Genomic DNA, 12,966 nt, shown 5'->3' with positions numbered 1-12,966 from the left:
TGACCGAATGAAATCGGTATAATTTTATGCTATAATAAAAACATATAAGTTGGGAGGCATCGAAATGGAAAAGAAAACTTACACCACATCAAACAACACAAAACACGCTTTAGCCGCAGCGCTAAAAACTTTAATGGCACAAAAACCTTTCGAGAAAATAACAATCAATGAAATAACAGAACTATGCGGAATGCGTCGTCAGAATTTCTATTACCATTTTTCAGATGTTTACGAGTTGTTACGCTGGATGTTTGACGAAGAGGCAATCTCACTATTGCGTCGTCATGAAGGAATGCTTCTTTGGCAAGATGGACTTCTGCAACTTTTTCAATATATTGAAGAAAATCATGCTGTGTGCTATTGTGCATTGAAATCTCTTGGAAGAGAACATATAAAACGATTTTTTGCGTCGGATATTTATGATATTATTCATCACACTATAGAGCAAATCGGTATGGATATTGGCATTTTGGATAAAAAAATAACTAAAGCCGATATAGACCTTTTGACGCATTTCTATGTGGTTTCTCTGGTAGGTATAATGGAAAGCTGGCTTTTGGGTGAGATTGAAAGAACTCCGCAGGAGCTAGTTTCTTTTGCCGACCAACTCTTGCAAGACCATGTTCGTGGTGCAAAAATGCGATTACAGGAAAATACTGCAACTATATAATTTACATATGTACCAATCACTTTTCGTAACTGGTAAGACCTTAGAAAATCTCGAAAGCGTTATCATTTATATAATTTTTCCGTCACTGATTTTTATTCTATTATCCGCCATATTTGCTATTGAATTATCGTGTGTAATTATTACAACTGTTTTGCCAGAATTATGAAGTTCAGATAAAATTCTCATAATCTCCGCACTTGAACCTTCATCAAGATTGCCTGTTGGTTCGTCTGCAAGAATAAGTGGCGGTTCAGCGGCAATGGCTCTTGCGATTGCTACTCTCTGTTGCTGTCCCCCGGAAAGCTCAAAGGGACGATGATTCATTCTTTCAGAAAGCCCAACCATCTCAAGTGCAGATATTGCTAAACTATGACGCTTTTGCTTTTCAGTTTTTCTATATATAAGAGGAAGTTCTACATTTTCAAGTGCCGTCATTGTCGGCACAAGATTAAAGTTTTGAAAGATAAAACCGATAACCTTATTTCTTATATAGGAAAGTCTCCGTTCGCTTAATTTAGAAACTTCCTCGCCGTCAAGAAAATATTTTCCACTTGTCGGAATATCAAGACAGCCAAGAATATTCAGCAGTGTTGATTTACCTGAACCTGATTTGCCTATAATAGCAGTGAAATCTCCCCTATTTATATTAAGGCTTATGTCTGAAAGTGCATAAACCTCTGCACAGCCAGTATTATAAACCTTAGAAATATTTTTTATTTCAATAAGCTTCTGCATAAAACATCACTCCTGATAATAGTATTAACCCAGATTGGTCAAATATTTCCGCAAAAATACCGACTAAAAATTTTTCAAAAAATTTAAAATAATTAGTATTTGATAGAAAAAGAGAGTATTCGAGAGTTTTTGTGTATATTACAGTATGTTTTTGACTTTATTTGACTTTGACTTTTTTTGACCATTGCTGTACAATACAATCACAAGGTCAAGGAAAGTCAAAGACAAGAGATAAAATAAGAGGTGAGAATAAATGAGAATGAGTGACCTCGTTGCCAACTATATAATGCGTGCGCTTGATGAAAGCGATGGCAATGCAGAAATTCAGCGTAATGTCCTTGCTGGTGAGCTTGGTTGTGTACCAAGCCAAATAAACTATGTTATAACTTCCCGATTCACTCCTGAACAGGGATATATCGTAGAGAGCAAGCGTGGCGGCGGCGGCTACATCAGAATCACAAGAGTTACCACCGACAGACGCTCCGCTATTATGCACATAGTTAATTCCATTGGCGATAAGCTAAGTTCATCTTCCGCAGCAATTATGCTTAGGAATATGAAGGATAGCGGTATAATTTCCGCATATGATTCAGCATTGATGAGTGCGGCACTTTCCGATAAGGCTTATGGCGATACTCCACCGCAAAAGCGTGATTCGCTCAGAGCCTCAATCTTCAAAAATTTGCTTATAACACATATGATAATAAATGAATAGGAGGAATCTTTATGCTATGTCAATCCTGTGGTCAAAACCAAGCAACTACTCACATCAAAACAATAATTAACGGTGAACTTGCAGAAGTAAATCTTTGCCGTGAATGTGCCCAGAAGCTCGGATATAATTCTTTCTTCGGAAATTTCGGAATGGATTTCGATAAATTCTTAGGAAGTCTTATGGGTGGCAATGAGAGCAGAACCTTAAAAAGCAGAAAACGTTGCAACTGTTGCGGTAGTACCTTTGAGGATATCGCAAAAAGTGGTAAGGTCGGCTGTGCAAACTGCTATGACATATTCTATGATGAGCTTCTTCCTTCAATTCAAAGAATACACGGCAAGACAGTTCATATCGGCAAGCTTGCAAAATCTGCGGGCAGCGAGGTTAAAATGAAGAGCACACTCGCAAAGCTCAAAGAGGAGCTTACAGCCGCAATTAAAGAACAAGAATTTGAAAAAGCTGCAAAGCTCCGTGACCAAATCAAAGAGCTTGAAGCTAAAGGCTAAGAGAGGGGGATTTAATTATGGATAAGTGGTATAACAAAAGCGGTAATGAGGGCGATGTAGTCATAAGCACGAGAATTCGTTTCGCACGAAATCTCAAAGAATATCCTTTCCCCTGCCGACTTAATGACGAAACAAAATGCAAAGTTGCCGCACTTGTAAAGGACGCCATTCTTAATGGCAATTCCGCTCTCGCAAGCAGATTTGAATACATTCAGATGCCTGAGCTTACTCAGGAAGAGGCAGTTTCTCTTGTAGAGCGTCACCTCGTAAGTCCTGAGTTTATTTCCGACAGACAAGGCAGAGGGCTTCTTCTCCTTGATGACGAAAGCGTCAGCGTTATGATTAACGAAGAGGATCATATCCGTATTCAGGTTATGCATCAGGGTCTTGACCTTGCAGCCGCATATGATATTGCTGATAAGATTGATACTCTACTTGATGAGCGTCTTAACTTCGCTTTCAATGATAAGCTTGGTTATCTTACCCAGTGTCCGACAAACCTCGGCACAGGTATGAGAGCTTCTCTTATGTTACATCTTCCGGGACTTCAACAGAGCAAGGCTATGAATAGAATAGCTTCCACTCTCTCAAAGCTTGGACTTGTCCTTCGTGGTATGTACGGCGAAGGCAGCGAACCAAAAGGTGCTTTGTATCAGCTTTCTAATCAGGTTACACTTGGTATCTCCGAAGAGCAGGCTATGAGCAATCTTAGAGATGTAGCACTTCAGCTTGTTGCACAGGAGCGTGAGGCAAGAAACAATCTTACTAAAAACATTGAGGTTGTAGATGCTATCAGCCGTTCCTATGGTCTTTCAAGATACGCAAGGCTTATGTCTAACGAAGAATGTATGAAACTTCTTTCTAACATTCGTTTCGGTATTGCAACAGGAATTATCGACAAAATCGACTTCGATATTATCAACAGGCTTATGATTGAAACACAGCCTGCAACACTTATGAAGAATGTCGGCAAAAAACTTTCTCCATCAGAACGAGATAGAATCAGAGCAGATGTTGTCCGTTCCACAATGCTCAAAACGAACATTCCAAATAACAGACGACTCGAAAACTAACAAATTCCGAGAAATTATTGATTAAGTTTATTGTATATTATAAATGGGAGGTATTGCTTTATGTATAAGTTTAATGGATTTACAGAAAAGGCAAACAGTGCAATCAATCTTGCAATCGAATCCGCACAAGAATTAGGCTTCACATACATCGGAAGCGAGCATATTCTGCTTGGTCTTCTTAAAGTAAATGATGGTGTTGCCTATACTGCTCTTACAGAAGCAGGTGCATCTGCCGATAAGCTTGAAGAACTTATCAAATCTGAAATCGGCATAGGCGAATATATTACACTTTCGCCTGATGATTTCACACCACGCACAAAGCGTATTATTCAAACATCAATTATGCAGGCATCAAGACTCGGTAATAACTATGTCGGCACTGAGCATATCTTACTTGCAATACTTGCTGATACAGATAGCTATGCTGTAAGATTCCTTGGCGAAATGGGTGTAAGAGCTAACGATCTTATAGATAATCTTCAAAATCTTCTTGGCAGCTCCGATGAACAAGGAAATATTTCATCACCTGATAAGAAGCAATCAAAAGGTTCAGGTAATACTAAAACCCTTGATAAATACGGCAGAGATTTAACAGCTATTGCCGCACAGGGTGGTATTGACCCTGTCATCGGCAGAAAGGATGAGATTCAGCGTGTTATCCAGATTCTTTCTCGTAGAACCAAGAATAACCCTTGCTTAATCGGTGAACCTGGTGTTGGTAAAACAGCCGTTGCTGAAGGTCTTGCTTTGAAGATTGTTTCAGGCGATGTTCCTGAAACACTTAAAAATAAGCGTGTTATCGCTCTTGACCTTACAGGTATGATTGCTGGTACAAAATATAGAGGCGATTTTGAGGACAGAATTAACAATGTCATCAGTGAGCTTAAAAAGGCCGGTAATGTAATCCTCTTTATTGATGAACTTCATACCATTATTGGTGCGGGTTCAGCAGAAGGTTCAGCCGATACTGCAAACATCTTAAAGCCATCTCTTGCAAGGGGTGATTTCCAAGTTATCGGTGCAACAACCATAAACGAATATAGAAAGTATATCGAAAAAGATAGTGCTTTGGAGCGTCGTTTCCAACCTGTTATGGTCGGCGAACCTTCAGAAGAAGAAGCTATCGAAATCCTTAAAGGACTTCGTGACAGATATGAAGCTCACCACAAGGTAAAAATCACAGACGATGCTATAGAATCTGCTGTAAAGCTTTCATCAAGATATATTGCAGACAGATTCCTTCCTGATAAGGCTATCGACCTTATAGATGAGGCTGCTTCTAAGGTTCGTTTAAAGAACTTTACTCCTCCGGCTGATGTCAAGGGACTTGAGGACGAACTTTCACAGCTCCAGAAAGAAAAAGAATCCGCTATCAATGAGCAGAATTTTGAGCGTGCCGCACAAATTCGTGATAAAGAAAAGGCTCTCAAAGATAAGATCGAAGCTGCAAAGCGTGATTGGCGTGATAAAAATGACCATACCAACGATGAGGTTACACCTGAAGATATTGCTGAAATCGTCTCCGGTTGGACAGGTATCCCTGTTGTACAGCTTACTCAAGAAGAGAGCGAGCGTTTGCTCAAGCTTGAATCAATCCTCCACGAAAGAATTATCGGTCAGGACGAAGCTGTTAAGGCTGTTGCAAAGGCTATCCGTAGAGGTCGTGTCGGCTTGAAAGACCCTAATCGTCCAATAGGCTCATTCATCTTCTTAGGTCCAACAGGCGTAGGTAAAACAGAGCTTTGCAAAACTCTTGCAGAAGCAATGTTCGGTGATGAAAACGCTATGATTCGTTTCGATATGTCGGAATTTATGGAGAAGCATACGGTTTCTAAACTCATCGGTTCACCTCCAGGATATGTTGGTTATGACGAGGGCGGTCAACTTACTGAAAGAGTAAGAAGGAAGCCATATTCAGTAATCCTCTTTGATGAGATTGAAAAGGCTCATCCTGATGTATTCAATATGCTCCTTCAGATTCTTGATGACGGTCGTTTGACAGATTCTCAAGGCAGAAAGGTTGACTTCCGTAACACCGTAATCATTATGACATCTAATGTTGGTGCAAAACTTATCACTAACGAGCAAAAGAGTCTTGGCTTCCTCAGCGATGACCCAGATAAGCCAAAGTCCGAAAAAGAAACCGCAGAGGAAATCAGAGAAGCTGTTATGGGCGAGCTTAAAAATACCTTTAAGCCTGAATTTCTTAACAGAATTGACGATATAATTGTCTTCAACAGACTGAATGATGAAGATATCAAAAATATTGCTAAGCGTATGCTCAAGACCCTCACAAAGAGACTTGAAAATATGGAAATCGACATTACCTTTGCTGATAGCACTATTGATGAAATCTCTAAGGAAGGCTTTGACCCTGTTTATGGTGCAAGACCTCTCCGTCGTGCAATTCAATCTAAGCTCGAAGATGATATCTCCGAAAAAATTCTTGATGGCTCTATTGCTAAGGGTGGCAAATATATCTGCGAATTTGTAGATAACAAGTTTACCTTTACACCTAAATCAGAATAAAGTTTGAGAAAACTATTAGCATTTTAAAATATCACCAATAGTTCTTTAAAAAATCTGTCCTTTAATTTGGTTAGTAATTTCATTACACCAAATTAGGGCAGATTTTCTTTTTTATTTTTTCATTCAGTTCACTACCCTGATACATCAAAAATTTTATTAAGATATTATAGCTATAATAAATAAAAAAATCGCTTACAGACAACAACTCTGTAAGCGATTTTCATTTCACTAAAAACTAAATTGTATTGGCAAACTGCGTTTGCCCGTTCGGACAAAAAATGTTAAGGGCGTTGCTCTTAACACCCAACAAAGGCTCTGACTTTGGAATCCGCAAGCCTAAAAAGGTTTTACTTGAATTTTAAGTGTCTTAGGAAATCTGATATTTACTTCCTACATGTGAACAAACCTACCATATACATTCCAAACGAGGCTTGTCGCAGGTAGTCATCTGATGCGATTCCGCTGGTGGTTTGCCACTTATTTATTAACCGTACTGGTGTTCTTTTCTTTTAGATATGTAGATTCAAGGTCTGCCAGATGCAGTTTGACAGCAAGTGGATATTTCTCATAAGCAAGACTTATCGCAAAACTTCCTCCTCTTGCTGAATCGTCAAAGCCGCCCATATGCCAACGAATAGCCATAGCCTCGCTTGTTTTAAGACGCATAAAGCGTTCAATCAGAAACACCGACTTTTCACCGTGTCCATAAGGGAATGCATCTTCGACCGTATAATAAGGAACTTTCTCCCACTGACCTGTAACATCATTTTTGACATTTCTTGTCGAAACCTTATAGAACTGAGCCTTACATAAATCGTGAAGCAAGGCACAAATAGCGAAACTTTCCTCGCTATCCTTGCCCTCCTCGAAATATCTTTCACGAAGTGTCTTATAGACATTAAGGCTATGAAGTAAAAGCCCACCCTCACAAGCACCATGATATTTTGTGCTTGCAGGTGCTGTAAAAAAGTCTGTTTTTAAAAGCCACTCAAGAAATTCCTGTGAACCTTGACGCTTGATATACTCGTTATAAATCTGCAAAAATTCTTCCTTGTTTGTCATAGATACCTCATTTCATATCGTCATTATAATGGGCTCTTTCGCCACCGATAAATTTAGGACGAGTTCTTGCACTTGTAATATGTGCCTTGCCGATATTCTTAACTGAAATTACAAGTGGTACAGCAACTTCTTTAAGGTGCATACCGATAAGAACTCCGCCTATGTCGATTCCTGCGTCAGCCTTGATATGCTCAACCGCAACAGGATTTTCAAGTGTATTATAGGTAATCGTAGCAAACGAACCGCCTGCCTTCGGCTGAGGTATAACATTAACCTCCGGCTCACGAAGCTTTTCGGCAGCTTCACGCTCTGTTATGATTGCTCTGTTCAAATGCTCACAGCATTGAGCCGCAAGGAAAATTCCCCTTGACTTAAGTTCAGGATAAATTCCGTCAAAAATTGCCTGTGCAATTTCCATACTTGATGCTTTGCCGTAATTTTCACCCTTAACTGTACTTGAGGAACAGCCAACAACAAAAATACTTCCCTTGCCGATTTTTGCCTGTTCAATAATTTCAAGTACTGCCGTTTTTGCTTGCTGTGTAAGCTCTTCAAACATAAAATCACTCCCAATAAAACTCTCAAATAGAGCATAAGGCATTCTGCCATATCAGCAGAACGCCTATGTTCCAATAGTTATACTATTTTACTTAATCAACTGAATTATTCCTCAGTTGCTTCTTCTGACTTTTGGTCCTCAAGAAGCTCTCTGATAGAAAGGCTGATACGCTTCTTATCGAAGTCAATCTTAGTAATCTTAACAGTTACCTTATCGCCAATCTTAAGAACATCTTGTGGCTTTTCGATTCTCTCAGTAGAGATTTGTGAAATATGGATAAGACCATCAATGCCAGGAAGAATGTTAGCGAAAGCACCGAAGTCTGTCATACCTACGATAGTAGCCTCTGTTACAGTTCCTTCTGGATAATCACGCTTAAGGATTTCCCAAGGGTTATCCTCTGTATTCTTGTAGCCAAGAGAAATCTTGCCCTTTTCACGGTCAAGGTCCTTGATGTAAACTTCAACAGTGTCGCCGACCTTTACAACCTCTGATGGGTGCTTAATGCGTCCCCATGAAAGCTCAGAAATATGAATCATACCGTCAATTCCGCCGATGTCAACGAATGCACCATAAGAAGTGAGGGATTTAACTGTACCTGTGTACTTCTTGCCGATTTCTGCTGTTTCCCAGAACTTATCAGCAAGCTTCTGACGCTCTTCCTTGAGGATAGCACGAATTGAGCCAACAGCTCTTCTTCTGCCCTTGTTTACTTCAATAATCTTGAAAGTAACTTCCTTCTTGAGAAGGTTCTCAAGTGGCTCGCCTCTTGTAGCAGTTGCCTGTGATGCAGGAATGAATACACGAACACCATTAGCTACTGCAATGACGCCGCCCTTCACAACATCAGTTACAAAGCCAGTTACAGGTGTATCTTCTTCATTAGCCTTAATGATTTCGTCCCAGCCCTTGATAGCGTCAAGACGCTTCTTAGAGAGCATGATTGTACCCTCTTGGTCATTTGTACGCATAATCAAAAGGTCAAGCTCATCGCCAATCTTAACAAGATCTTCAGCCTTAGCATTAGGGTCGTTAGAAAGCTCTGCAAGAGGAATAAAGCCTGCCTGCTTTCTGCCGACATCAACATAGACTTCGTTAGGAGCTATGCCAACTACAACGCCATGCACCTTCTCATCTGTATTAAAATTTTTGAGAGATTCCTCAAGAAGCTCTGCAAAGTTTTCTGCTGTGTTTTCTGTTTTTTCAATGTTCTCTGTCATGGTATTAAATACCTCCTTAATAATCCTTGCAGGAGTAGAAGCCCCTGCAGTTATGCCAATTATATCAGCATCAATCAGAGCAATGTCATCAAGCTCGGCAACACTCTCAATAAGATAAGTTCTCTCGCATTTGCTTTTACACACCGAGAAAAGCTTTGCCGTATTAGAGCTTTGCCTTCCGCCTATGACAACCATAATATCGGAGATAGAGGCAAGTTCTTCTGCCTCTGATTGCCTAATTGATGTGGCACTACATATTGTATCAAATATTTTAGCATTTGTATATACTTTTTTGAGAAGTTTTAAACAATTTTTCCATTCTTTTACATCATAAGTAGTCTGTGCAACGACGCATATAGAAATGTTTTCAACATTTTTAAATTTTTTCAGTAATTTTTCTAAATCTTCATGATCTTTGAAGATATAATGCTCGCCCTCGCAGTGACCTACGATACCCTGAACTTCAGGGTGATTTTCATCTCCTGCAATAAGTACAACCTTGCCATCATGGGAATTATCTTTTACGATTTTATGAATTTTAGAAACAAATGGACAGGTGGCGTTTTCATATGAAATTCCTTTCTGTTCGATTTCATCAATCACACTTTGAGGAACTCCATGAGAGCGTATAACAAGCGTTCTATCCATACTGCTCAAATCGTCCGGAGTATCAGCAATTTCGACGCCTCTTTCTGCAAGCTCCGCAACCATATGCGGATTATGAATAATTGGACCGAGTGTAGTAACCTTCTTGCCCTCATCGAGCAGATTATTTACTATCGTAACGGCTCTGTTCACTCCGAAACAAAATCCCGCTGACTTTGCTAAAATTATTTTCATGCTTCACCTCCAAGAGAGTTTCTATTGTTTTAGAAAGCCTTTCCGAAAGAACCCGACATTTCTTTGCACAAGCACCGTTTTCTTTTTCAACTTGTATAATCTCGCCTATTCTTACCGTTATCTTTTTAAACGGAAAAATTTTCCCTTCAAAATATATTGAAACAGGAATTATCGGCACTCCAACTCTCATAGCAAGAAGCGATGCACCAGCTTTAATTTTAAAACTCGTTTCATCATTAACAATTTTTCCTTGAGGAAAAATTCCCACTATACAGTCATCATCGAGAAGTTTTTCTGCTCTTAGCATTGCCGATTTATCAGCACTGCTTCTTGCAACAGGAAAAGCTCCGACACTTTTTAAAAACCATGCAAAAATTCTACCATGGTCATCAAAAAGCTCTGACTTAGCCATATAATAAACCTTCCGCTTCATAACGCAGGAAATAATTATAGGGTCAAGCAGTGAACGGTGGTTTGCACATAAAATTGCACTCCCCTGAAAATTTTGCTCTCCTATTATTTTAACTCGAAACAGAGAAAAAAACAAGACCCTACACAATACTTTTAAAAAATGGTACATTAGTACAACTGTCCTTTCGGGAAATATATCCCAATAGGCCGTTATTTTCTCAAATTAAGTTCTTCTGCACGCATTTCCTTAATTCTATCCATTACAACGTTACTTGCATATCTGTATTCTTGACGATCACCATTTTTAATTCCAAGCTCCTCTACAGAAATAGGCTTTCCCCACGAGATAGTTACACGCTGAAAGACTTTGATTTTCTTATTTTTCGGAGTAATACATACAGGAATTACCGGAACATTCATCTGATGTGCAACAATAACAGCTCCTGAACGAGGTCTTAAAAGCTCTCCTGTCTTAGAGCGAGAACCTTCTATAAAAATACCAAGAAGCTTTCCCTCTGAAATAAGTCTTTCGCCCTCATTTATAGCTTTGCCGTCACCCGCTCCCCTTTCAACAGGAAAAGCACCAAGTGTTCTTATCAGCTTTGCAAGAAATTTATTCTGAAAAAGTTCAGCTTTCGCCATATAGAATATTTGACGCTTTTGAGTTAATGCAAGAAGTACAGGGTCATAGTTTGAAAGGTGGTTTGATGCAACAACAAACGCACCTTCATCAGGAACATTGTGCTTTCCCTTAACTTTATAGAAAAATAACAGCTTAAATATTGGGATTACAACAATTCTTCCGACTACATAAAGTGGATTTCGTTTCATCAAACTCTCTCCTCTACAAGCTTAACCAAGGCATCTATGGATTCCTCAAGCGTCATATCTGAGGTATCGAGAATAATGGCATTTTCTGCTGGCTTTAAAGGAGCAATATCACGATGAGAATCGTTATAATCTCTTGTTATTATGTCCTTTAGAACCTCGTCATAATCACATTTAATTCCTTTTTCTTCAAGCTGTTTAACTCTGCGTTTTGCACGGATTTCCGGTGAGGCTGTAAGGAAAATTTTAACGCTTGCATTAGGCAAAACAACTGTGCCAATATCTCTGCCGTCCATAAGTACATTATCCGTTTTTGCAAAATCTCTTTGTGTATCAAGCAAATATGCTCTTACCGCAGGAATTGCAGAAATCTTAGACGCCATCATTGATGCCTTTTCTGTACGAATTTCGCCTGAAACATCTTCATCACCAAGCAAAACATGCTGTTCGCCATTAAAGAAAACTATGTTAATATCAAGGCTTTTCAAAAGTTTCTCAATTTCTGCTTCGTTTTGAATATCGGTATTATTTCTTGCAACTGCAAGACCAATAGTTCTATACAAAGCACCTGTATCAACATAAATATAGTTGAGTCTTTCGGCAGCAGCTCTTGCAATTGAGCTTTTTCCTGCACCGGCAGGTCCGTCTATTGCTATTGAAATCATTTTTAAACTTCCTTTCAAAATTGTCATTCTTGAAAATTGTAAAAGCACTATAAGATTTATCTGAATTTTTCAAGTCGATATAATTGTTCATCATCAATTTCTTTAACACCGTTTTTATAATCATAGCCAAATTTTTTGTAAAATTCTACCGCTGTAATTGATGAAGGTATTTCAATTCTCTTTGCTCTAAAAAAATAATCATCTTGCTCAAGTGTTTCCATAATCTTTCGTCCAATTCCCTGTCCTTGATATCCAGGTAATACAAAAATTGTGAACAAACTGCTTTCATCTTCTTTGCCCCAATAAGAACCAATCGCACCACAGCCAACTATTTTTTCATCTTCACAGACCACATACAGATTTGTCCAGTTTGAACGCTCAATTAGTTTATCGGCAGTTAAAAAACTAATGTCATTTTCTATGTACTCACTTGAATAATCTTTTGAATTTGTTGTTCGTAGTGTTTTAGCAATAACTTCTGCCAATTCTACACTATCTTCATTTTTAAATTTTCTGATAATCACCTAAAGCACCTCTCCAAACTTAAATTGATATAGTTCCTCTAAAATATTGTTAATTATTACACTAATCATCTTTTATATTCTGTTTCCAAAATTGAATAATACAATCTTCCGACATATTCGCCATTCATATAAAAATAATCTCTTAAAGTTCCCTCATAATGAAATCCACATTTTTCAATAACCTTTTGAGATGGAATATTTATAGTTTTAGTACAAATCTGTACTTTGTGGAGATTGATTTTTGAAAAACCATATTCAATTACAGCCTTTGTAGCTTCAGTTGCCAATCCTTTGCATTGAAAATCCGAACCTATACAATATTCTATCTCTGCAAAATTATTCTTTGTGTCAACCAAAAAATAAGCAATTTGCCCGATACATTCACCACTATCTTTCAGAATAATTGCCCATCTGTAATAGTCTGAATTTTCATATGAATCTATATACTTTTTCAAAAGTTCATTTATAGCTTCAATAGTTGTATATGTGGGTTCTGAATACATAGATTGTATTTTTTCATCAGCTATCCAATTTTTAAGCATAGCTTCATTATCTGAATATCTAAATCGCCTTAATATCAATCTTTCAGTTTCTACTGATTGAGTTCCAAAATGATTAAGCATTTATTT

The 12,966-nt window shown here is 38.4% G+C and carries 14 protein-coding genes; 5 read left to right on the top strand and 9 right to left on the bottom strand.

Annotated elements, in window-relative coordinates; genetic code table 11:
- Positions 1 to 64 precede the first annotated feature (64 nt).
- Entirely contained in the window at positions 65 to 670 is a 606-nt protein-coding gene (locus ACLU24_RS05375; protein WP_412610854.1) for a TetR/AcrR family transcriptional regulator C-terminal domain-containing protein, read from the top strand.
- Positions 671 to 736: 66 nt separating this feature from the next.
- Here ACLU24_RS05375 and ACLU24_RS05370 read toward each other — a convergent pair whose 3' ends face one another.
- Entirely contained in the window at positions 737 to 1,405 is a 669-nt protein-coding gene (locus ACLU24_RS05370; RefSeq protein WP_412610853.1) for an ABC transporter ATP-binding protein, read from the bottom strand.
- A 253-nt stretch (positions 1,406 to 1,658) separates the two neighbouring features.
- Between ACLU24_RS05370 and ACLU24_RS05365 the strand changes: the two genes are divergently transcribed.
- The 4 genes from ACLU24_RS05365 to ACLU24_RS05350 are packed head-to-tail and all read left to right on the top strand — an operon-like array spanning position 1,659 to position 6,228.
- Positions 1,659 to 2,120, top strand: a complete 462-nt coding sequence (locus ACLU24_RS05365) for a CtsR family transcriptional regulator (RefSeq protein ID WP_022265503.1) — start codon at positions 1,659 to 1,661, stop codon at positions 2,118 to 2,120.
- Between the two features lie 11 nt (positions 2,121 to 2,131).
- Complete coding sequence (locus tag ACLU24_RS05360; RefSeq protein WP_412610852.1) at positions 2,132 to 2,626, top strand: UvrB/UvrC motif-containing protein; 495 nt, start codon at positions 2,132 to 2,134, stop codon at positions 2,624 to 2,626.
- A gap of 17 nt (positions 2,627 to 2,643) precedes the next feature.
- Positions 2,644 to 3,699 (top strand): protein arginine kinase, encoded by a 1,056-nt coding sequence (locus tag ACLU24_RS05355; protein ID WP_412610851.1) that lies wholly within the window; start codon positions 2,644 to 2,646, stop codon positions 3,697 to 3,699.
- 60 nt (positions 3,700 to 3,759) lie between these two features.
- The gene (locus tag ACLU24_RS05350) at positions 3,760 to 6,228 is read left to right on the top strand and encodes an ATP-dependent Clp protease ATP-binding subunit (RefSeq protein ID WP_412610850.1); all 2,469 of its coding nucleotides are present in this window, start codon (positions 3,760 to 3,762) and stop codon (positions 6,226 to 6,228) included.
- Between the two features lie 477 nt (positions 6,229 to 6,705).
- Here the strand turns inward: ACLU24_RS05350 and ACLU24_RS05345 are convergent, their stop codons facing one another.
- The 8 genes from ACLU24_RS05345 to ACLU24_RS05310 all read right to left on the bottom strand — a co-directional run bounded on the left by ACLU24_RS05345 (position 6,706) and on the right by ACLU24_RS05310 (position 12,960).
- Positions 6,706 to 7,290: a hydrolase gene (locus ACLU24_RS05345; RefSeq protein WP_412610849.1), complete on the bottom strand. Its 585-nt coding sequence runs from the start codon at positions 7,288 to 7,290 to the stop codon at positions 6,706 to 6,708.
- A 7-nt stretch (positions 7,291 to 7,297) separates the two neighbouring features.
- On the bottom strand, positions 7,298 to 7,849 hold the full coding sequence (locus tag ACLU24_RS05340) for a TIGR01440 family protein (protein ID WP_412610847.1): 552 nt from the start codon (positions 7,847 to 7,849) through the stop codon (positions 7,298 to 7,300).
- Positions 7,850 to 7,953: 104 nt separating this feature from the next.
- Complete coding sequence (locus ACLU24_RS05335; protein WP_412610846.1) at positions 7,954 to 9,909, bottom strand: bifunctional 4-hydroxy-3-methylbut-2-enyl diphosphate reductase/30S ribosomal protein S1; 1,956 nt, start codon at positions 9,907 to 9,909, stop codon at positions 7,954 to 7,956.
- The gene (locus ACLU24_RS05330; RefSeq protein ID WP_412610844.1) at positions 9,839 to 10,489 is read right to left on the bottom strand and encodes a lysophospholipid acyltransferase family protein; all 651 of its coding nucleotides are present in this window, start codon (positions 10,487 to 10,489) and stop codon (positions 9,839 to 9,841) included. Before ACLU24_RS05330 ends, ACLU24_RS05335 begins: the two co-directional genes overlap by 71 nt.
- Positions 10,490 to 10,530: 41 nt before the next feature.
- Positions 10,531 to 11,151: a lysophospholipid acyltransferase family protein gene (locus ACLU24_RS05325; protein ID WP_412610842.1), complete on the bottom strand. Its 621-nt coding sequence runs from the start codon at positions 11,149 to 11,151 to the stop codon at positions 10,531 to 10,533.
- A complete protein-coding gene (gene cmk / locus ACLU24_RS05320) occupies positions 11,151 to 11,813 on the bottom strand; it encodes a (d)CMP kinase (protein WP_412610841.1) in 663 nt (220 codons plus the stop codon). Before cmk ends, ACLU24_RS05325 begins: the two co-directional genes overlap by 1 nt.
- A 56-nt stretch (positions 11,814 to 11,869) precedes the next feature.
- Positions 11,870 to 12,337 carry a GNAT family N-acetyltransferase gene (locus tag ACLU24_RS05315; RefSeq protein ID WP_412610839.1) on the bottom strand — a complete coding sequence of 156 codons (468 nt, stop codon included), beginning with the start codon at positions 12,335 to 12,337 and terminating at the stop codon, positions 11,870 to 11,872.
- A gap of 65 nt (positions 12,338 to 12,402) precedes the next feature.
- Positions 12,403 to 12,960 (bottom strand): GNAT family N-acetyltransferase, encoded by a 558-nt coding sequence (locus ACLU24_RS05310; protein WP_412610837.1) that lies wholly within the window; start codon positions 12,958 to 12,960, stop codon positions 12,403 to 12,405.
- Between the last annotated feature and the right edge of the window lie 6 nt (positions 12,961 to 12,966).

The organism is Pseudoruminococcus sp. (assembly GCF_047012705.1).
GTDB lineage: Bacteria > Bacillota > Clostridia > Oscillospirales > Acutalibacteraceae > Pseudoruminococcus.
The sequence above is the reverse complement of the archived record's forward strand: the minus strand, read 5'-3'. Positions and strand labels throughout refer to the sequence as shown.

Coding starts and splice junctions, on each gene's coding strand:
- ACLU24_RS05360 (WP_412610852.1), top strand. CDS start 2,132: ATGCTATGTCAATCCTGTGGTCAAAACCAAGCAACTACTCACATCAAA.
- ACLU24_RS05335 (WP_412610846.1), bottom strand. CDS start 9,909: ATGAAAATAATTTTAGCAAAGTCAGCGGGATTTTGTTTCGGAGTGAAC.
- ACLU24_RS05355 (WP_412610851.1), top strand. CDS start 2,644: ATGGATAAGTGGTATAACAAAAGCGGTAATGAGGGCGATGTAGTCATA.
- ACLU24_RS05365 (WP_022265503.1), top strand. CDS start 1,659: ATGAGAATGAGTGACCTCGTTGCCAACTATATAATGCGTGCGCTTGAT.
- ACLU24_RS05375 (WP_412610854.1), top strand. CDS start 65: ATGGAAAAGAAAACTTACACCACATCAAACAACACAAAACACGCTTTA.
- cmk (WP_412610841.1), bottom strand. CDS start 11,813: ATGATTTCAATAGCAATAGACGGACCTGCCGGTGCAGGAAAAAGCTCA.
- ACLU24_RS05325 (WP_412610842.1), bottom strand. CDS start 11,151: ATGAAACGAAATCCACTTTATGTAGTCGGAAGAATTGTTGTAATCCCA.
- ACLU24_RS05350 (WP_412610850.1), top strand. CDS start 3,760: ATGTATAAGTTTAATGGATTTACAGAAAAGGCAAACAGTGCAATCAAT.
- ACLU24_RS05345 (WP_412610849.1), bottom strand. CDS start 7,290: ATGACAAACAAGGAAGAATTTTTGCAGATTTATAACGAGTATATCAAG.
- ACLU24_RS05340 (WP_412610847.1), bottom strand. CDS start 7,849: ATGTTTGAAGAGCTTACACAGCAAGCAAAAACGGCAGTACTTGAAATT.
- ACLU24_RS05310 (WP_412610837.1), bottom strand. CDS start 12,960: ATGCTTAATCATTTTGGAACTCAATCAGTAGAAACTGAAAGATTGATA.
- ACLU24_RS05330 (WP_412610844.1), bottom strand. CDS start 10,489: ATGTACCATTTTTTAAAAGTATTGTGTAGGGTCTTGTTTTTTTCTCTG.
- ACLU24_RS05370 (WP_412610853.1), bottom strand. CDS start 1,405: ATGCAGAAGCTTATTGAAATAAAAAATATTTCTAAGGTTTATAATACT.